The 17,580-nt window shown below is 68.6% G+C and carries 20 protein-coding genes and 1 pseudogene; 16 read left to right on the forward strand and 5 right to left on the reverse strand.

What is annotated here, in order from left to right; genetic code table 11:
* Window positions 1-523 precede the first annotated feature (523 nt).
* From E6U81_RS36120 to E6U81_RS36130, 3 genes are all read left to right on the forward strand, one after another.
* Window positions 524-2,731, forward strand: a complete 2,208-nt coding sequence (locus tag E6U81_RS36120) for a prolyl oligopeptidase family serine peptidase (protein WP_136234252.1) — start codon at window positions 524-526, stop codon at window positions 2,729-2,731.
* A 187-nt stretch (window positions 2,732-2,918) separates the two neighbouring features.
* On the forward strand, window positions 2,919-4,034 hold the full coding sequence (locus E6U81_RS36125) for a glutamate--cysteine ligase (protein WP_136234253.1): 1,116 nt from the start codon (window positions 2,919-2,921) through the stop codon (window positions 4,032-4,034).
* Window positions 4,035-4,123: 89 nt separating this feature from the next.
* Entirely contained in the window at window positions 4,124-4,558 is a 435-nt protein-coding gene (locus E6U81_RS36130) for a hypothetical protein (RefSeq protein ID WP_240804222.1), read from the forward strand.
* On the opposite strand, the pseudogene E6U81_RS36135 reads toward E6U81_RS36130, so the two are convergent.
* Both E6U81_RS36135 and E6U81_RS42020 read right to left on the reverse strand, forming a co-directional pair.
* Window positions 4,511-5,086: pseudogene (locus tag E6U81_RS36135) on the reverse strand (IS110 family transposase); the annotation flags it as partial. The gene E6U81_RS36130 and the pseudogene E6U81_RS36135 sit on opposite strands and share 48 nt — an antisense overlap.
* A gap of 382 nt (window positions 5,087-5,468) precedes the next feature.
* Window positions 5,469-5,642 carry a hypothetical protein gene (locus E6U81_RS42020; protein WP_346766198.1) on the reverse strand — a complete coding sequence of 58 codons (174 nt, stop codon included), beginning with the start codon at window positions 5,640-5,642 and terminating at the stop codon, window positions 5,469-5,471.
* Between the two features lie 557 nt (window positions 5,643-6,199).
* Here E6U81_RS42020 and E6U81_RS36145 point away from each other — a divergent pair.
* The 3 genes from E6U81_RS36145 to E6U81_RS36150 all read left to right on the forward strand — a co-directional run bounded on the left by E6U81_RS36145 (window position 6,200) and on the right by E6U81_RS36150 (window position 7,946).
* Window positions 6,200-7,330, forward strand: coding sequence for an amidinotransferase (locus E6U81_RS36145; RefSeq protein ID WP_136234238.1), 1,131 nt, complete (start codon window positions 6,200-6,202; stop codon window positions 7,328-7,330).
* A 90-nt stretch (window positions 7,331-7,420) separates the two neighbouring features.
* Window positions 7,421-7,591: a hypothetical protein gene (locus E6U81_RS40265; protein WP_168714841.1), complete on the forward strand. Its 171-nt coding sequence runs from the start codon at window positions 7,421-7,423 to the stop codon at window positions 7,589-7,591.
* Between the two features lie 91 nt (window positions 7,592-7,682).
* Window positions 7,683-7,946, forward strand: coding sequence for a GlsB/YeaQ/YmgE family stress response membrane protein (locus tag E6U81_RS36150; RefSeq protein ID WP_136234239.1), 264 nt, complete (start codon window positions 7,683-7,685; stop codon window positions 7,944-7,946).
* Window positions 7,947-8,606: 660 nt separating this feature from the next.
* Here E6U81_RS36150 and E6U81_RS36155 read toward each other — a convergent pair.
* The gene (locus E6U81_RS36155; protein ID WP_136234240.1) at window positions 8,607-9,647 is read right to left on the reverse strand and encodes an SRPBCC family protein; all 1,041 of its coding nucleotides are present in this window, start codon (window positions 9,645-9,647) and stop codon (window positions 8,607-8,609) included.
* Window positions 9,648-9,650: 3 nt separating this feature from the next.
* On the reverse strand, window positions 9,651-10,691 hold the full coding sequence (locus tag E6U81_RS36160) for a histone protein (RefSeq protein WP_136234241.1): 1,041 nt from the start codon (window positions 10,689-10,691) through the stop codon (window positions 9,651-9,653).
* Window positions 10,692-10,888: 197 nt separating this feature from the next.
* On the opposite strand from E6U81_RS36160, the gene E6U81_RS36165 reads away from it, so the two are divergent.
* The 9 genes from E6U81_RS36165 to E6U81_RS36205 all read left to right on the forward strand — a co-directional run bounded on the left by E6U81_RS36165 (window position 10,889) and on the right by E6U81_RS36205 (window position 15,216).
* A complete protein-coding gene (locus tag E6U81_RS36165; RefSeq protein WP_136234242.1) occupies window positions 10,889-11,260 on the forward strand; it encodes a gas vesicle protein in 372 nt (123 codons plus the stop codon).
* Window positions 11,261-11,289: 29 nt separating this feature from the next.
* Window positions 11,290-11,754 carry a gas vesicle structural protein GvpA gene (locus E6U81_RS36170; RefSeq protein ID WP_136234243.1) on the forward strand — a complete coding sequence of 155 codons (465 nt, stop codon included), beginning with the start codon at window positions 11,290-11,292 and terminating at the stop codon, window positions 11,752-11,754.
* Window positions 11,755-11,757: 3 nt separating this feature from the next.
* Window positions 11,758-12,477: a GvpL/GvpF family gas vesicle protein gene (locus E6U81_RS36175; protein ID WP_136234244.1), complete on the forward strand. Its 720-nt coding sequence runs from the start codon at window positions 11,758-11,760 to the stop codon at window positions 12,475-12,477.
* A 31-nt stretch (window positions 12,478-12,508) separates the two neighbouring features.
* Complete coding sequence (locus E6U81_RS36180; RefSeq protein WP_136234245.1) at window positions 12,509-12,757, forward strand: gas vesicle protein GvpG; 249 nt, start codon at window positions 12,509-12,511, stop codon at window positions 12,755-12,757.
* A gap of 19 nt (window positions 12,758-12,776) precedes the next feature.
* The gene (locus E6U81_RS36185) at window positions 12,777-13,211 is read left to right on the forward strand and encodes a gas vesicle protein (RefSeq protein ID WP_240804220.1); all 435 of its coding nucleotides are present in this window, start codon (window positions 12,777-12,779) and stop codon (window positions 13,209-13,211) included.
* Window positions 13,208-14,035, forward strand: a complete 828-nt coding sequence (locus E6U81_RS36190) for a GvpL/GvpF family gas vesicle protein (protein WP_240804221.1) — start codon at window positions 13,208-13,210, stop codon at window positions 14,033-14,035. Before E6U81_RS36185 ends, E6U81_RS36190 begins: the two co-directional genes overlap by 4 nt.
* The gene (locus E6U81_RS36195; RefSeq protein ID WP_136234246.1) at window positions 14,032-14,253 is read left to right on the forward strand and encodes a gas vesicle protein; all 222 of its coding nucleotides are present in this window, start codon (window positions 14,032-14,034) and stop codon (window positions 14,251-14,253) included. Before E6U81_RS36190 ends, E6U81_RS36195 begins: the two co-directional genes overlap by 4 nt.
* On the forward strand, window positions 14,243-14,641 hold the full coding sequence (locus E6U81_RS36200) for a gas vesicle protein K (protein ID WP_136234247.1): 399 nt from the start codon (window positions 14,243-14,245) through the stop codon (window positions 14,639-14,641). Before E6U81_RS36195 ends, E6U81_RS36200 begins: the two co-directional genes overlap by 11 nt.
* Before the next feature lie 149 nt (window positions 14,642-14,790).
* Window positions 14,791-15,216 carry a hypothetical protein gene (locus tag E6U81_RS36205; protein WP_136234248.1) on the forward strand — a complete coding sequence of 142 codons (426 nt, stop codon included), beginning with the start codon at window positions 14,791-14,793 and terminating at the stop codon, window positions 15,214-15,216.
* Between the two features lie 89 nt (window positions 15,217-15,305).
* Here E6U81_RS36205 and E6U81_RS36210 read toward each other — a convergent pair whose 3' ends face one another.
* A complete protein-coding gene (locus tag E6U81_RS36210; protein ID WP_136234249.1) occupies window positions 15,306-15,476 on the reverse strand; it encodes a CsbD family protein in 171 nt (56 codons plus the stop codon).
* A 769-nt stretch (window positions 15,477-16,245) separates the two neighbouring features.
* Between E6U81_RS36210 and E6U81_RS36220 the strand changes: the two genes are divergently transcribed.
* Window positions 16,246-17,268, forward strand: a complete 1,023-nt coding sequence (locus tag E6U81_RS36220) for a DNA topoisomerase IB (protein ID WP_136234251.1) — start codon at window positions 16,246-16,248, stop codon at window positions 17,266-17,268.
* The last annotated feature ends 312 nt before the right edge of the window (window positions 17,269-17,580 follow it).

Raw genomic sequence — 17,580 nt, forward strand, 5'->3', positions numbered from 1 at the left:
CCTCCGATCATCGGCTTCCCGACTACGGTCTGGTCGGGCTCCTGATGTCTCTGCCTCCCAGGATGCTCCTGCCGAACCCGGACGGCCCTATTGCGCTGCGTGGCCCTCCGAGGTCGGTCCGGCGCCCCTCTCGCGCTCGGCAGGATCGTTGTCCCTGCGCCTGCGGTTCCAGGAAACGAGCGGGTGCAGACCCGGATGCCGCAGCCCGTCGGGCCGCCGAGCGCCCCGAGGGCTACTTCCCCCACCCTGCGGTGCGGCACATGGCCGAGTCCGTGCTGGCCCGGGTACGCGACGCTCTGACCGCCCCCGAGCGCGACGGCGCAGGACCTCGACGAACACGTCGTCGACGAGCTGCTCGCGGAGCCCAACCGCCACCCTGCCAGGCGCGGGGCGAATTGCCCGTGGCAGGTAGGCTCGCTGGAGATTTGGCTCCAGGCACACGAAATCCACTGAGTCGCACGGCACGGCAGCTCCCACCGAGTGGTGGAAACTCTCCAGACGCGGAAACCTGGGAGAGGTGGCTATGCCCCTGGAGCGGACGAACCTCGTGGATCACGCACTCGGTACGGCGGTCGGGCCCGCGGCGGCCGTCGCCGCAGCGGCCGAGTTCACGCCGGCGCCCGTGCCGGTACGAGTGCCCGATCATGTCGGTGCCGATCTGCCGACCCTGCTCACCGCGCACGGGTGCTGGTACCCCTCGGTCGACCCCACCGGTGAAAGCGTTGCGTTCATCTGCGACCGGTCGGGCGTTCCCCAATTGTGGTGCGGTCCTGCCAGGGGCAGCGCGGCGCACCTGCTGGACGGCGACCCCGATCCGGTGACCGAGGTCTCCTGGTCCCCCGACGGGCGCTGGATCGCCTACACCTCCGCGCCTGGCGGCGGCGAGCATACCCGGGTCCTCGTGGTGCGTCCGGACGGAACCGGGCGACAAGTCCTCGCCGGTGCCGAGCGAGGAAGCTCAGCTCACCTCGGATGCTGGATCCGCGACGGCACCGCCCTGGCGATCACCGTCTCCCAGCCCTCCGTCTCCGGCCGGGAGCACACCGGGGCAGGACATCTGCCGGCGGAGGCCGACGGGGCACTGGAGACCGGAACGAGGGCGCCCGGCGCAGCCTGGTCCGAGCGCGACGGCCCCGCCACCCTGCTCGGATCCGCGACCGCACATCGCGGTACCGAGGCAATCCCGCCGGCCCCGACGACGCCCCCACACGTGAGAGCCGTCGGCCCGGTCCCGGATCCCGGCCCTGTCCGCGGCGGCGGGCTGGCCGCGTACCTGGTCGACCCGGACGGAGCGAACGCGCCCGTCCTGCTGTACCGCGAGGAGGGGGCGGCATCCCTGCGCGTGTGCGACACCAGCCCGGACGGCCGATTCGCGCTCGTCCGCCGCGGCCCGCGTGGCCGGCGCGAGGCCCTCGTGCTCGACACGTCCTCCGGCCGCACCACCTGCTCCCTGCCTGTGGCCGACGGAGACCCGTGGATCGGCCGGTTCTCCGCCGACGCGCGGACGGTGTGGCTGCGCAGCGATATCGAACGCGAGTTCGCAGCGCTCCTGCGGGTCCGGTTGGACGAGAACGGCGCGGGGCGGGGCGTCTCCGTAGCGGTCGCACGGGAGGAGTCCGCCCTCGACCTGCTGAGCGTGCCCGACCACGGCCGGTGGGCTCTCCTCGCCTGGAACGTGCACGGCGCGACCGAGTTGGAGAGCACAGCCCTCCCCGCCGCAGGCGCCGCTGTCGGACCGCGCCCCCGGCCGGACCTGCCCCACGAAGTCGTGACCCGCATCGCGCCTGTGCAGCGCGGTGGCCTGTTTGCCGCGCTGGCCGGGTCCCGGCGCAGGCCCGGAATCTGGGAACTCGACCAGGGGCTCGTGCCCTCACGCACCGGCTGGACGGCTCGGGACGAGCATGCGGTGCCGCCCGGGCGCCCTCCGGTTCGGCCGGTGCCCCTGCGCTGCAGGGCCCGGGACGGGCTCAAGCTGGGAGGCTGGTACTACCGGGCACCGGGCCACGACCCGGGTCGGCCCTCCCCGTGCGTCATCCACCTGCACGGCGGTCCCGAGGAACAGGAAAGGCCGGTGTTCAGCCCGCTCTACCACGAACTCCTCGGCAGGGGCATGGACGTGTTCGCCCCCGACGTCCGCGGTTCGTCCGGCTGGGGGCGGTCCTTCGTGGACGCCGACCTCGGCGCGGGCCGTTACGGGGCGATCGACGACGTCGCCGACTGCGCCGCCCATGTGGTCGCACTGGGCTACGCCGACCCCGTACGGCTGGGAGTGATGGGCCGCTCGTACGGCGGCTACCTCACCATGGCCTCCCTCGTGTGGCATCCCGACCTCTTCCGCGCCGGGGTCGCCGTCTGCGGCATGTCGGACTTCGCCACGTTCTTCGCCGGGACGGAACCCTGGATCGCGCAATCCGCAACCGCCAAGTACGGCCACCCCGACCACGACTGGGAACTGCTGCGAGCGCTGTCCCCCATGAGCCGCATCGATCAGCTGCGAGCCCCCGTGCTGACCATCCACGGCGAACACGACACCAACGTGCCGCCGACGGAATCGGAGCAGTTCGTCCGCGCGGCACGCGGCCGCGGGGTACCGGCACGACAGCTGATGCTGCGCGACGAGGGCCACGAATTTCTGCGGGCGGACAACAGGAGGCTCTATCGGCGAGCCGCTGCGGACTGGCTGGAGCGCTACCTCGGCAGCCCCCAGCCCCCCGACCGCCGGGAGCGGTGACCTGCGCTCCCGCCCCCACCGGCGCCACATCCTGCCTCGACGAAGACGGCCGCTCGCGCTGAGCCCGAAAGACGATCCGACGTCGGGGCGGAGCCGCGGGCACGCGCAGCGACGGGGTGGACGCATGGTCGGGGACTGGCGGGGCAGGTGCGGGGCATTCTGATCGTTCGATGTGCAGGGCGGCAACGTGCGAAGCGTAGGCGTTGAGGAAGAGCTGCTGCTTGTGGACGCGCAAAGCGGTCGCCCACTGGCGGTCTCGGGCGCGGTCCTGGCAGCCGCTGAACGGTCGGCCTGGCAGCACCCTGGTGCCGACGGTCGGCCGAGCCACGAGTTCGAGAAGGAACTGCAGAAGGAGCAGCTGGAGTTCGCCACGAAACCGATCACGGAGATGGACGAGCTCCAGGAAGAGATCATCCGCATCCGCGGCGAGGCGGCCCGCCACGCGGCGAGCACAGGCGCCGTGGTGGCGGCGGTCGCGACATCCCCGATGCCCGTGCAGCCGTCGCTCAACGTCGGCCGACGCTACCAGTGGTTGGGGGAGCAGTTCGGACTGACAGCGCAGGAACAACTGACGTGCGGCTGCCACGTCCACGTATCGGTCGACTCCGATGAGGAAGGTGTTGCGGTCCTGGACCGCATCCGGTCCTGGCTGGCCGTTCTCCTGGCGATGAGCGCGAATTCCCCCTTCTGGCAGGGCGAGGACACCGGCTACGCCAGCTACCGCAGCCGAGTGTGGAACCGGTGGCCCTCCGCCGGCCCGGTAGCGGTCTTCGGCTCCGCCGACCGTTACCACGCGCGGGTCCGCGACATGATCGACACCGGGGTGTTGCGCGACGAAGGGATGATCTACTTCGACGCCCGCTTGTCCGCCGCCTACCCCACCGTGGAGATCCGTGTCGCCGATGTCTGTCTGGACGCCGCCACACCGGTCCTGCTCGCCGCTCTCGTCCGAGGCTTGGTCGAGACGGCGTCCCGCGCCTGGCAGAACGGCGAGCCCCCGGCCAGAGTCGATACGAGCCTGCTGCGACTGGCCTCCTGGCGGGCCGCCCGCTCGGGTCTGGACGGCCCCCTGCTGCACCCTGAGACCATGCGGGAGACGTCAGCCCCGCAGGCAGTCGAAGCCCTGTACCAGCACGTGCGCGAGGCGCTGAAGGATCACGGCGACGACGAGCGTGTCCGCCAGGGCATCGCGCAGCTGCACGAGCGCGGAAACGGAGCCCGCACCCAGCGAGGACTGCAAGCCGATGGGCAGAGCCTGTCGTCTGTCGTCGCACGATGCGCGGAGATGACACTCGAGCCGTGACGCGGGGGGCCTCTATGTTCTTCGTCAAGCGTGTGGGCAGCCTCTGCCCGGGGTTGGATCTTCTTCGTGGGGCATGAGACTGTCTGGTCGTGCCAGCGCTGATGAGTGGGTTGGAGGCGGCCTTGGCTGAGGCGTCGTCTCCTTCATGGGCGCAACGTGTTCGTGCCGGGCGCGACCTTGCTTCCTTCGTCGATGTTCCTGAGGCTGCGGAAGCGCTGGTGGGGTTGCTGCTGGACGTCGAGGACACGGCGGTGACCCGGCAGACGGCAGAGGCCCTGGCCCGGGTGGGGACGGTGGCCGCTGTAAGGCTCATTGCTCTCGCGGTTGCCGAGGCTGACGACAACCAGGCTGACTGGCTGCAGACCGGGGTGCATGACGCGCTCGTGGGAGTGGACGGTGTGCCGGACGTCGCAGCGGCCTGCGCGAACCTCGCCCGGGACCAGGAAGATGCTGTCCGGCGGGCTGCTGCCGATATGTCGGCCGGCCTTTCGCAGGGCGGCCGGAAACCCGTAGCGTTCCAGTAGCCAGGTGACAGCCTGGTGATCGAGACGGGGGCCCAGGACGCGTTCGAGGGGGGGACTGGGTGAGCAGGCCGCGTATCCGGTTGCTGGTGCGGGTGGCCTCGGCGGCGAGGTCCTGGTCGAAGCCAGTCAGCACCGTGAGCTCGGCGGTAATCTCGTCGGTCAGCTCCGGCGAACGCAAGGTGTGGGGCATGGTGCGGGCGGCGTCCGCGATCACCGCCGGTCCTTCGCGTCGGTTTTCGCCTCTCCCGGGTAGAGGTCGGCGATCCGTCGCATGGCCAGGCCAGGCCAGGCCAGGCCAGGCCGGGCCGGGCCGGGCAGGTAGGCGACCTGACGACCCGCGTCCCGGGCGACGGTCAGGGGCAGAGCACCGATCGAGGCCGGCTGGTCCAAGGTCACCAGCACCGTGCCGAACTTCGCGGTCGGCTTGTCGAAGACGGCCCGCAGTTGCGGTTCGCTGTTGGGCGTCGGCCGGTGTCTAACATCGCACCCCTCCCGGGTGGTTGACCGTGCCGGCCTCGGCGGTGGCACCGTGCTCGCGCATCCGCGTTATGCAGACCTGCCGCCCGCGAACTGCCCGGCATTGCGCCGGGCCAGGCGGCGGCCGGACCTCTCATCAGCGTCTCCGACGGCACCCCACGGACCCGGCGACACCACCCCCCCAGGGCATCACTTCGACAGAGGGGACACAGTCATACCGGGCCCGGAGGCCAGCGGCCCCATTGCAGGACCGCGAAAAGATAACGGGGCGGGGGAGAAGCAAGGGCGCGCAGGCCGCAGCCGGGGGAGAGAGATCCTGGCGGGCTCCGAGCAGCGCCCCGCCCACGCGGCTGGAGTGCTCGGCAGGACTTCGCCCCCTCCGGTCGCAGCAAACGGCCTCGCAACCCGACCGTGAGCCGACACGGCCCGATGGTCAGTGCGCCTTGCCCCCGTCGGAGGGCTCCTGAGGGTCGATGCCGGTGACGGCGGTCGCGTCCCTGGTCCCGCTGGGGCGGCGGCTGCGGCCCTTGGCGCCGGTGTCGTGCATGCCTTCGTCACCGCCCCCGGCCTTGGTCTGCTGCTCGCCGCGGCGGCTCGAACTCTCCACGGGCCGCCCGTGCGGGTTGCCGGCCTCCTCCTCCGCGATCCGGCGTCCGGAACCCTTTTGCGGAGCGTACTCATCCGGGTGGAACGAGCGATGCGCGCTCGGGTTGTCCTGCGTGTGGGTCGCATCGACGTCAGGAGACCAGCCGTGCTGCGCGGTCCCCTTGTGCCGACTGGCACCGTCACCGTGCTCGGGATGCGATCTTGGCTTCTTGGTCATGTCACTCGCCTGCCTTCCGCTCGGGGCGGTCTGCGCTGAGCCCGCGGTCTTCCGGTTGCCTGAGCGCGGGCTGCAGCCCCACATACGGCAGCTGTCCACTTACGGCCGGCCCATGCCCTGAAGCAGGTGCGAGTGGCTGTAGACCGCCCTCAAGGCCGATCAAGGCGACTCGGTGACTCCGGGCGGCCGTAGCTGCCTGGGCGCGATTTTCCCGGGTAGGGGCCAGGCGAGGCCTTGAAGCCCGATGGATGCGAAGTGTTCGCTGCCGCAGCGCTTCGTCCGGGGTGCACCGCATAGTCGGCCGCGGACGGCCGGAACCGTTCGAATATCTGGTGAGGTCCATGGACACCGTAGCGTCGGTCGATGCCGCCAGCCCTGCTGGAACTCTTGTTTCTCCTGTCGGTTCGCACAACGAATGGGACCCGCTGGAGGAGATCATTGTCGGCACTCTGGACGGGGCGACGATCCCGTCCAGCCATCCCGTCGTGGCGTGCAACATCCCGCCGTGGGCGGCACGGCTACAGGCGCTCGCTGCGGGGACACGGTTCCCGAAGGCGCTGATCGGGCCCGCGCAGGAGGAGCTGGACGGGTTCGTCGCTCTGCTGGAGTCGCTCGAAGTGACGGTCCGGCGACCGGAGGCGGTCGATCACCGCAAGCGGTTCGGTACCCCGGACTGGTCATCCCGCGGCTTCTGCTGCAGCTGCCCCCGGGACAGCATGCTGGTCATCGGTGACGAGATCATCGAGACCCCCATGGCCTGGCCCTGCCGCTACTTCGAAACCCATTCCTACAGGCCGATCCTGAAGGACTACTTCCGACGCGGCGGGCGCTGGACGGCGGCGCCCCGGCCGCAACTCACCGACGAGCTGTTCCACCCGGACTACCGCATCCCGGAACCGGGAGAGCCAATGCGGTACATCCTGACGGAGTTCGAACCAGTCTTCGATGCTGCGGACTTCGTTCGCGCGGGCCGCGATCTCTTCGTCATCCGCAGCAACGTCACCAACGCCTCGGGCATCGAATGGCTGCGCCGCCACCTGGGGCCCGGCTACCGCATCCACGAGGTCCACAGCCGCTGCCGTACGCCGATGCACATCGACACCACCCTCCTGCCACTCGCCCCGGGCAAGGTGCTGGTCAGCCCCGAGTATGTGGATGTGGACCACCTGCCCGACGCGCTGCGCACCTGGGACGTGCTCACCGCCCCCGAGCCCGACCCCATCAAGGGCCCCCTGCTCAATGTCACCTCGATGTGTGGCAAGTGGCTGAGTATGAACGTCCTCGCGATCGGCGGAAACCGGGTTATCGCCGACCGGCACCACACGGGCATGCTCCGAGCGCTGGAGCGCTGGGGCTTCGAGCCCGTTCCGTGCGATCTGCTGCACTACGCCCCCTTCGGTGGTTCCTTCCACTGCGCGACCCTCGACATCCGGCGGCGCGGCACGCTCGAGTCGTACTGCGACCAGGGGTGAGATTGATCGTGTCAGGGTGTTTCGTGCGAATCGTTTGAGGCTCGCGGATGGGGACATAAGTCGGTACATAAGAGATTTAAGGGGGCGAATATGGGAACCGCTGAGAAAGCGAAGGCTGAGATGGAAAGAGTCGCGGGACGGGCTGTCAAAAAGGCGGCTCATGCCCTGGGCAAGGAGACTTTGGCCGCCAAGGGCGCCGCCCTGGAAGCCCGGGGCAATGCCCGACGGATCAAGGAGAAGGGAAAGGACGCCTTCGGCTGACGCGCCACCTCAACACCAGAAGTGCATCAACGTGGAGGTGCGGAAGCAGACCCACCACTACGAAATCAGCGCGATGTGACAGGAAGGAATCATGGGCATACTTGGATGGATTCTTATCGGTCTGTTCGCGGGCATCATCGCCAAGATGCTGATGCCCGGGAAGGACCCCGGCGGAATCATCATCACCATATTGATCGGCATCGCGGGCGGACTGCTCGGCGGATGGCTCGGCAAGGTGATCTTCGGAGTTGACTCCATCGACGGCTTCTTTGAGATTTCGACGTGGATCGCCGCGATCGTCGGCTCTCTCATCCTCCTCGGCGTTTTCCGCCTCTTCAGGCGCTCGACGCGGTAGCCAGGAAGGTAGGCAGACGCCCATCCCTGTGATCGCGAGACGGCTTCCCTGCCGCGCAGGAGGAGCCGTTCCGTTCGACGACAGCGACTCGCACCCCACAGCCACCGCGCCGCCCCAGTGCGGCGCGGTCGTTGCGTAACCTGTGCACCGCGCGCTTGAACGTACGCCGCACGGCCAGCCGAACGCCCCACAGCGTCAGTCGCAGAGCCCATACCGTCAGCCTGTAGACGACCCTCCCTACGACAGGCTGTCGCATGCAGCGAGCAAGAGCCCAACGCCGTCTCCACTTACGTCCGCGCTTTCCAGGGGAGAACTTCACGATTTCCTCCCATTGCCTAGGTGGGCCGGAGGCTCTCAGCGCCGCCGGCGCGACACTCAAACTCATTCGGCAGGACGCTCCAGCCCACTGTGTGTCGCCTAACCGGTGTCAAACAGAGAACTCGTGACACGACCGCGGCGGTGGGCGGTGCGCACGGGGGGCTGACCAGCAGCCCGGCGCAGGCGCGGCGTGCCGTTCGGGGACGCCGAGCGCACGGGCCGCTGTAACGCGCGCGAGTCCAAGGGCCGGCCCTACCGGGAAAGCGCGCTCAAGGGCGGAACACACACCTCCCATCGCACCCCTGGGGGACTGCGGCACCCACATGATCGGATGATCAGGCCTCATGCGGGCTGCCGGTGCCGGCGTCGGCGAGGCGGAGCGGGCTCATCGTCTTCCTCTTCCTCCTCCGGCTCTCCCTCAGGTTCCTCCTCAGGTTCTTCCTCAGGTTCCTCTTCGCTGTACCCGGCGTCCTCCTCATCCGCTTCCTGGCTCCGGTCTTCCTCTTCCCCTTCGTCCTCGGCGTCGTCCTCCGCGTACTCGTCCTCCGCCTCTTCGTCTTGTTCCTCTTCGAGCGCTTCTTCGTGGGTCCGGACGACTTCGCCGTCGCGGATCTCGCCGCGCCACCCCTCGGGCTCGTCCGTGGTGAGCATGACGTGGCGCAGGAAGTGCTTCAGGTCCAGGCGCAGGCGCCGACCCTGGGCGCGCCACAGATTGCCGGTCTTTTCGAAGAACCCGGAAGGGTAGTACTCGACGACCATGACGATGCGGGTCAGCGACGGGGCGAGTTCGTGGAAAGTGACACAGCCCCGGGTTGTTCCTTTGGCGCCCTGGGAGGTCCACACGATGCGGTCGTCGGGTACCTGCTCCTGGACGGTGGCCTTCCAGCTCCGCGTGGAGGGCCCCACTTTGACCTTCCAGTCGCTGGTTGTGTCATCGTCACGGGAGACGTCGCGAACGCCTTTGGTGAAACCGCTGAAGTTTTCGTACTGCGTCCAGTGGTCGTAGACCGTGCGCAGCGGCAGCCCGACGTCGATGGCCTCGACGATGTTGATGATTTTGCCGCCACCGCTCTTGCGGCCGCGGCCTTTTCCACCGCCGAATGCCTCAGTGACCTTGTCCTTCAGGTTGCCGAGCTTCTGGCCCGCGAACGCTTTCAGGGGCGAATCGCCCTGCATGATCCGGCCTCCGATGCCGGCGATGTCCGAGAGGCTGCCGTTGTTGTCGGCGACGTCGTAGAGCTGGCCGGTGACGTCGGAGAGCTTGTCGGTTGCCTTGTCGGCCAGCTGGTCGGCCTGGGCGCCGAGGTACCCCGTGAGTTCCTTCAGCAGCTTGTCCATCCCGGAGAGGGATTCGGATGAGCCGGTGCGGTCTGAGGTTGCCATGGCCTACCTCCGCGTGGACGGCTTGCGAGCCGCCGTCTTCTTGGCGGCCGTCTTGCGGGCCTGGCCGCCGCGGCTTGGGGTCTTCTTGGCGGCGGCCTTGGTGGCAGTGCCCTTGCGCGCCGGGCTCTGGGCCGTAGCCCTCTTGCGGGGCGGGGCGCTGCTCTTCTTGGCAGCCGGCCTCGGGGCGCTCTTCTTCGCGGGCGCGGCCTTCTTCGCCGGCCGGCCACCGGTTCGCGCGGGTGAGGACTTCTTTGCCGCTGCTTTCTTGGCGGGCGCAGCCTCCTTTGGAGCCCTCTTCGCAGGGGCTGTCTTCTTTGCCGGTGCCGCCTTCCTCGCGGGGGCCGCTTTCTTCCCCGGTGGCGTCTTACTCGCGGGGGCCGGGCGTCTGGCGGACTTCCGGGCGGGCGTCTTGCCGTCGCGTGCGCGGGATGCCGTGCGCGTCCGGTGCCGCGTCGGGGGAGGCTCTTCCTCCTCCGGCTCCTCCTCTTCGGGCTCTTCCTCTTCCTCCTCCTCGGTCTCTTCGGCCTCCGCCTCCGGTCCCTCTTCGTCCTCTTCCTCTTCGTCTTCTTCCGCCTCGTCCTCAGGTTCGGCGTACTCCTCCTCGTCCTCTTCCTCGAACTCCTCGTCCTGGTAAGGTTCCCCGCCCTCGTCTTCGTCCTCGTACGGTTCTTCGTCCTCTGCCCCGTAGTCCTCCTCCTGCTCCTCCTCCTGCTCCTCCTCGTCCCGACCGCTGCGGGTGAGCTCCAGCGTGCGCTCGTGCAGCTGGCCGGCGAGGTCGGCGAGCTTCCGATTGGCGGCGACAGCCAGCGCCTGCCGCCCGGCGTCCAGGGCTTCTCCGCGCAACTGCTCCGCGAGTTCCTCGAACTGAGGCATCTCCTTGAGTCGGGAGGCCCCCTCCTTGAGTAGCTGTCCGGGTTCGAGCCCGAAACGTCGACCGGCGAGATAGGTCGCCACGGTGAATGCCAGGCGGCCCTTCTTCGCCCGGCCGAGTATGTAACCCCCAGCCACTGCGGCTGCGAGCGCGATCTTGGTGGTGTCCTCCATGATCATTCCCCTGCCAGGGCGCATGCTGTCTGGGTTTGGCCCGCAGGCAGGCGGATCGCCACGCTCCCGCTGCCCGCTGGCGATGAGGGGTCCGGCCCAAGGCCGTCCTCGGAACGGCTTCTGCCCCGATATGAGACTTATACCGGGATATGGTGAGATTCTTGTTTCTGTGAGGCCTTCTCCCAGGGGAGCGACCTATGGCCGCAGCGGAACCTGCACGCCCCCGGCGGACCTCTTCCCATGGGGCCGGCGATGAAGGGCAGGACAGGAAAGCGCCACGGCGCAGCACGCCCCGGCGCCCTTCCGGAACCATGGGCGCGGCGACGGCGATGCGCGCCGCAGCACAGCAGCTCGCTGAACTACTGGGCCGACCCCCGGACTCCATCTCCTCGCTCAAACCGACCGAGGACGGCTGGGAGGCGCAGGTGGAGGTGGTCGAGCTGGAGCGCATCCCGGACACCACCAGCGTCCTGGCCAGCTACCGGGTGGCACTGGACGAGGAAGGCGAGCTGATCTCCTACGAACGCACCCGCCGCTACACCCGCGGCATGATCGACCGGCCGACCTGAGCCGAGGCCGCCCGGGGGAAGGAGGCGCCATGAGCATGGTGCCGCAGGGCGGCAGTCCCATCGCCCGAGGGCAAGGAGGCGGGTCGAGCAGCCTCTATGACGTCCTGGAGCTCATCCTCGACCGCGGGCTCGTCATCGACGTCTTCGTCCGCGTATCCCTGGTGGGCATCGAACTCATCAAGATCGACGCGCGGATCGTGGTCGCCAGCGTCGATACCTACCTCCGCTTCGCCGAAGCCTGCAACCGCCTCGACCTGGAAGCAGGCCGCAAGGCCCCTGCCCAGCTGCCCGACGTCATGGGCAACATGCTCGAGGGCGGGGCTCACGGGAAGGCCAAGGGGGCCATCGGCGGAGCCGTCGAAGCCGTGACCGACTCCCTGACCGGCAGATCCTCCAAGTCTAGAGAAGCGGAAGAAGAGGAAGAAGCGGAAGAAGAGGCACCCAGGAGACGCCGCCCCGCAACCCGGCGCCCCGTACGGCGGGAGAAGGAGTGACCGATGCCGCTCTACGTGTACTCGATCACCGCGAAGGAGCACCCCCACCGCCTGGACGGTGCGGTAGGCGTCGGTGCCGACCCCTCCCCTCTACGTACGGTCACCGCCGGACCGCTGTGTGCGGTGGTCAGCGACATCGCCGAGGAGATCCGACCCAAACGACGAGACCTCACAGCCCACCAGAAGGTTCAGGAGCAGCTGATGGCCGACGGGGTGATCCTGCCGCTGCAATTCGGCTACATCGCCACCGACGACCTCGCGGTCCGTCAGGTCCTCGACTCCAACGCGGAAAGCTACCTCGGTGCGCTCAAGCGACTGGAAGGCTGCGCCGAATACCACCTCAGAGTCTCGCAGGCAGACGAAGAACCCCTCCTGCAGCAGATCCTCCAAGACTCTCCCGAAGCAAGCGACCTCAACAACCGGATCCGCAGCGGAGACCAGGACCCCGCTCTCCCGCTCGCCCTGGGTGAAATGATCGCCCGCGAGGTGCAGGTGCGGCAGGAAACCCTGGCAGCCGGCCTCACTGAGGCGCTCACCCCCTTCTCCCGCGAATACCTGGCCCACCAGTCCTCGGGCAACGACTTCCTCAACCTCTCCCTCCTCGTACCCGACGAGAGCAAGGAAGACCTGCGCACCGCGGAGGCCAACCTGGCCCGGGAGATCGGCAGCGGCATCGAACTACGATTCTCCGGCCCGCTGCCCCCCTACAGCTTCGTCCAGTAACCAACCACCCCGCTCACGAAGGGGGCACGCCATGGGCCTCCTGACCTACCTGCTGACGCTCCCCATCGCACCAGTACGCGCTGTCACCTGGGTCGCCCAGCGCGTGGTCGACCAAGCCGAGGAGGAGTACTACGACCCCGCCCCGATCTGGCGCCGGCTGGCCGAGCTGGAACAGCAGCTGCTCCGTGGAGAGATCGACCAGAAGACCTTCGATCTCCAGGAGGACGAGTTGATCGACCGACTCGAAGAGATAGCAGTGTTCCGGCAGCAGCATTCCTGAGTCGAAGAAGGAGGGCCCCGTGACCGAACCTCTGCCCGGCCGCCCCGGAAGCTTCGCCTCCCGCGCGCCCATGCCATACGGGCAGTCCTCCTCCAGCCTCGCCGACATCCTCGAGCGGGTCCTGGACAAGGGCATCGTCATTGCCGGCGACATCCGCATCAACCTCCTCGACATCGAGCTGTTGACCATCAAACTCCGTATCCTCATCGCCTCCGTGGACAAGGCCAAAGAGATGGGCATCGACTGGTGGGAGCACGACCCGTCCCTGTCCTCCCGGCATACCGGAAGCCCGCTGGAGCAGGAGAACCGCCGCCTGCGAGCCGAACTCGAAGACCTCCGCGGCCGGGTCGGCCATGCCGGAATCGACGAAGCAGAGGCCGACGAAGCAGTAGCCCGGCGTGAGCGAACGAACGACCGGCCGGCCGGCGGCCGGCGACGGGAGAGCCCTCCGTGAACACCCTCGGCAACCTCACGTACGTCTACGTGGTCACCCACCCCACAGGCCCGTTGGGCGATGCCCTCACCAGCCTTCACGGCATCGGCCAGGCATCGCTCAGGTTCCTGCCTCCCTCAGCCGAGACCGCCGACAACTCCGGCCCACCGTCACCGATCGCCTTCGTGGCCAGCGACGTACCCGAACAGGACTTCAACGAGACCGCCCTCAAGCACCACTTCGAGGACCTGGACTGGCTCGAGCACGTCGCGCGCGCACACCACGATGTCGTCCAGGCCGTCGCCGCCCGCGCCCCCGTCCTGCCCCTGCGCCTGGCCACCGTCTACCAGGACGACCCCCGGGCCCGCCTGGCACTCTCCGCCCAACAAGACCTCTTCACCCTGCGCCTCGATCAGCTGTGCGCCCACACCGAATACGGCGTGAAGATCTACCTCACGGCCGACGCCGGGCAACCCCCTCCTACCGACCCCGCCCCGCCCGGCAGTCCGGGCAAGGCCTACTTGCGGGCTCGCAGAGCTCAGCGCCAGTCCCGCGAAGCGGTGTACCAGCAGGCGGAGCAGGCCGCTGAAACCATCGAGGCCATCGCTGCGCGGCTCGCCACCCAGCGTGTCCGTCACGCGCCGCAGCGCGGCGAACTCACCGGTCCCCAGGAGAACGTCCTCAATGACGCCTACCTCGTCCCCGACGACCGGGCCGGGCAATTTCAGGCTGACATCGCCGACGCCGCCCGCGCCTTTCCCGGCCTGCGTATCGAGGTCACCGGCCCCTGGGCCCCCTACTCCTTCGCCATGCCGGCAGCCAGCACTCCCGAGCCGCCGCCATGACCGCCGGCGAACACGGTGAGCCCCTGCCCGGCCGCCAAGTCGCCCTCGTCGACCTCCTCGACAGGCTCCTGAGCGGGGGAGTGGTCCTGACCGGCGACATCGTCCTGTCCATCGCCGACATCGACCTCGTCCGCATCTCCTTGCGCGCCCTCATCGTCTCCGTCAGCTCCGAGACCGTCGCCGACCGGGCGCAGGACGGCGGACACCATGGTCCGTGAACGCCCCCCGGCCCGGCACCCGAGGCTCGGTCGAATCCAGGACCTCGGCGACAACCTCTCCCAGGCCTTCCGACTCATTCAGGCGCCCCCGGATTCCCACGACTGCCGCCCCGCCCGCCGTCTGACCACCGACTCGGATGCCGTCGGAGAAGACCTCCTCAAGCTCGTTCTCACCGTGGTCGAGCTCCTGCGCCAACTCATCGAACGCCAGGCCCTGCGCCGCGTCGACGCCGGGGATCTCACTGACGAACAGGAAGAAGAACTCGGCGCCACCCTCCTCGCCCTCCACGACAGCCTCGCCGACCTCTGTGCCGAACACGGCTACACCCTGGAAGACCTCAATCTCGACCTCGGCCCCCTGGGCCCCCTCCTTCCGCCGCACGACTGAGACACCGTCTGCCCGTGCAGCCCGGGCGTACCTGCGGGGACGTCGACACCTCGGCGTCGGAGCCGCACCGTGGGAAGCTTGGTGTGACCGCTTCAACCGCACGCACGCACCGCGTGTGACGTGTAGGCCCGGAGGCGCGGGAGCCCGACATGTCAGACCTTGCAGCGAGGCTGTACGACTCGGCCTATTACCAGGGACACGTCGTGAGCGTGAACCCTGACAGAGGGGACGGGGGAGGGGATGCGGTGGTGTACTCACTCGCATATCTCGGACTGCGGCGCCTGGGTTCCGTGCAGGCCCCTGTCGAGGCGGCCCATCCCAGCAGCGCGTTCCGGCAGACGATCGGCCGCGTCACCCTCATCACCGTGTGGGCGACCAAACCCGAAGCTTGGGCAACCCAATCCGACGAGCACGGAATGAGCTGGCAGCAATACAGCGCCGATACCGCGGACCTCGGTGCCTGGGCGGCAAGAAGCAAGTACGTTCGCGTCTGGCAACAAACCGAGGACGCGGCATTCGACTCGAGCTTACTGACCGGGGAGTGCTCCGAGCCTTCGATCACGATCTTGGAATAGCAGTCCCGCCTCGCGACAAGAGGGTGCCGCCGTCCCGAGAATGGGACGGCGGCACCCACGGACGCATCCGACGCCGGGAATTCATCAGGTCAGGTCAGGGTGTCCTTGGCCTTCTGGCCGGCCTGCTTGGCGTCAGCCGCCGTCTGCTCGGCCTTGCCCTTGAGCTCCAGGCTCTCGTTTCCGACGGCCTTGCCGGTCGTTTCCTTGACTTTCCCCTTCACGCTCTTGCCGGTGTTCTTGATCTTCTTGCCTGTGGCCATCCTGCTCACCTCCGTGCCCTCACCTATGCCGCTGCCCTGTCTGCCCCCAGCTATACCTCCACAGGTGAAAAAGACCTCAGCGTCAGCCTCGATGGCGATGCCTGCCGGCCCGCCATAGCAGAACGGCCAACGCGGCGGCGGTCAGAACCCACACACGCCGAAGGCCGAGGAAAGCCACCACGGCAGGGACGCCATTGGCGGTCTCCCGGGGCGTGGCGTCCGGACCGAAGAATCGGCCGGCGATCAAGGCCGTCTTCCGGCGCGCCGACTGCCTGAACCCCACGGTGTCCTTGGCCACCACGTCCTCAGCCCCTCGGATCTCGTACGACGGCGACGGGGACGGTCGCAACGTCCGACGCTGCGCGCATGCCCCTGACTTCTCGCCCCAAACGTGCCGTGCGCCGGGGATACAGTAAGTCGGGGCCGGGCACCCGCACCTTCTACCCTCTCGAACGACCAACCGGCCCGGCCAGTAGCGGCGAACACGAGCCTGCAGGGCGTTATGCGGCGGACGTGCCCAGTCCGGTCCGCTCGTACCGACTTACTCAGCTGCCTGCGGGTAGGCGCCGGGCATGAACGGAACAGACCAGTGGAAACCGCGGGAGGCCGCGTCTCAGAGCGGTATCTACGCCTGTGACTGTGGCACGGAACATCTCTGGAGCAAGAGCACAGATGTTCGCGGGCACCGGTTCCCGCCCCTTCCCTATGACTGCTCGGGGCAGGCATCGACCCTGCGGACCCAGGCGCACGCCGGCGCGGACTGACCGCCGTGCGGCTGCGGACCAGCGATCCGAACGCGGCTGGATGGCGCCGAATACGCCATGGACGCGGCTTCCGGTACCTGGACGCGCACGGCCTGAGCCTGCCAGAGCCTGCCCGGGAGCGGGTCCGCGCGCTCGTCATCCCCCCGGCGTGGCAGGACGTCTGGATATGCCCGTGGCCGAACGGCCACATCCAGGCCGTGGGGACGGATGCGGCGGGCCGGCGCCAGTACCTCTACCACCCGCGGTTCCGTGAGCAGCAGGACGCCGCCAAACACGAGCACGTCCAACACGTGGCCCGTGCCCTGCCCGACCTTCGGGAACGCGTGACGGGGGACCTCGCAGGGCGCGGCCTGTCCCGCATCCGTGTGCTGGCCTGCGTGACCAGGCTGCTCGACCTCGGCTTCCTGCGGATCGGCGGCGAACGCTACGCCCGGGACAACGGCAGCTTCGGACTCACCACGCTGTTGCGGGAGCACGCTGCTTGCCGTGGCGGAGAAATCCGACTGCACTTTCCGGCCAAATCCGGAAGAACCGTCACCCGTACGCTGGTGGACGAGCAGGCCCATGCGGTGATCCGGGCACTGCTCCGGCGCAAGGACCCGAACCCGAGGCTGTTCGCCTACTGGGAGCACGGGGCATGGCACGAGGTCCACGCCGAGGACCTGAACGCCTACCTGCACGAGCGGTCGGGTCAGGACGTGACGGCAAAGGATTTCAGGACCTGGTACGCCACCGTGCTGGCCGCGGTCGCGCTGGCGGTCTCCGAGACCACGTCCGGTTCCTCCCGTGCCCGGCGTGGCAGGGTCGTGGCACGCGCCGTTCGAGAGGTGAGCGCATACCTGGGGAACACGCCTGCCGTCTGCCAGGCCTCCTACATAGACCCTCGGGTCATCGAGCTCTATGAGGAGGGGGAGACCATCGCCCCTGCCCTCGGTGAGCTGGGCAAGGACGGCCTATTCGGCAAGCCCGCCACCCACGGCGCTGCGGAGGGAGCGGTGCTGCACCTCCTGGAGGAGAGCTCTGCGTGAGGGACCGCTCAGATGATCCGGCCCAGGGGCCGTGCAGGGCTGCGAGACGATGACGGCCGGCTGGGACAGATCGTCGCGGGGGCATGGAAGACCGAGGCGCAGGAGCTGACCCACCGCGTGTTGCCGGACAGCCTGAAGGCGCAGACCCGCCGCACCATGGCGGAACCGGATCCGGAACGGACGCCCGCGCCCTAGGGTCTGTCGTCAAAGTGATCTTGCGTTGTGGATCATGGTCGGGTGATACGTCGCCATGAACTGTCGGACGCTGAGTGGGAACTCGTGCAGCCGTTGCTGCCTCGGCCCGTGCTGGGG

It is taken from the genome of Streptomyces sp. A0592 (genome assembly GCF_004795115.1).
GTDB classification, from domain to species: Bacteria; Actinomycetota; Actinomycetes; order Streptomycetales; family Streptomycetaceae; genus Streptomyces; species Streptomyces erythrochromogenes.

What these genes read in the sequence shown, in the direction of transcription:
- E6U81_RS36120 (WP_136234252.1), top strand. Translation starts at nt 524, where the DNA reads ATGCCCCTGGAGCGGACGAACCTCGTGGATCACGCACTCGGTACGGCG.
- E6U81_RS36145 (WP_136234238.1), top strand. Translation starts at nt 6,200, where the DNA reads ATGGACACCGTAGCGTCGGTCGATGCCGCCAGCCCTGCTGGAACTCTT.
- E6U81_RS40265 (WP_168714841.1), top strand. Translation starts at nt 7,421, where the DNA reads ATGGGAACCGCTGAGAAAGCGAAGGCTGAGATGGAAAGAGTCGCGGGA.
- E6U81_RS36150 (WP_136234239.1), top strand. Translation starts at nt 7,683, where the DNA reads ATGGGCATACTTGGATGGATTCTTATCGGTCTGTTCGCGGGCATCATC.
- E6U81_RS36155 (WP_136234240.1), bottom strand. Translation starts at nt 9,647, where the DNA reads ATGGCAACCTCAGACCGCACCGGCTCATCCGAATCCCTCTCCGGGATG.
- E6U81_RS36160 (WP_136234241.1), bottom strand. Translation starts at nt 10,691, where the DNA reads ATGGAGGACACCACCAAGATCGCGCTCGCAGCCGCAGTGGCTGGGGGT.
- E6U81_RS36165 (WP_136234242.1), top strand. Translation starts at nt 10,889, where the DNA reads ATGGCCGCAGCGGAACCTGCACGCCCCCGGCGGACCTCTTCCCATGGG.
- E6U81_RS36170 (WP_136234243.1), top strand. Translation starts at nt 11,290, where the DNA reads ATGAGCATGGTGCCGCAGGGCGGCAGTCCCATCGCCCGAGGGCAAGGA.
- E6U81_RS36175 (WP_136234244.1), top strand. Translation starts at nt 11,758, where the DNA reads ATGCCGCTCTACGTGTACTCGATCACCGCGAAGGAGCACCCCCACCGC.
- E6U81_RS36180 (WP_136234245.1), top strand. Translation starts at nt 12,509, where the DNA reads ATGGGCCTCCTGACCTACCTGCTGACGCTCCCCATCGCACCAGTACGC.
- E6U81_RS36195 (WP_136234246.1), top strand. Translation starts at nt 14,032, where the DNA reads ATGACCGCCGGCGAACACGGTGAGCCCCTGCCCGGCCGCCAAGTCGCC.
- E6U81_RS36200 (WP_136234247.1), top strand. Translation starts at nt 14,243, where the DNA reads ATGGTCCGTGAACGCCCCCCGGCCCGGCACCCGAGGCTCGGTCGAATC.
- E6U81_RS36205 (WP_136234248.1), top strand. Translation starts at nt 14,791, where the DNA reads ATGTCAGACCTTGCAGCGAGGCTGTACGACTCGGCCTATTACCAGGGA.
- E6U81_RS36210 (WP_136234249.1), bottom strand. Translation starts at nt 15,476, where the DNA reads ATGGCCACAGGCAAGAAGATCAAGAACACCGGCAAGAGCGTGAAGGGG.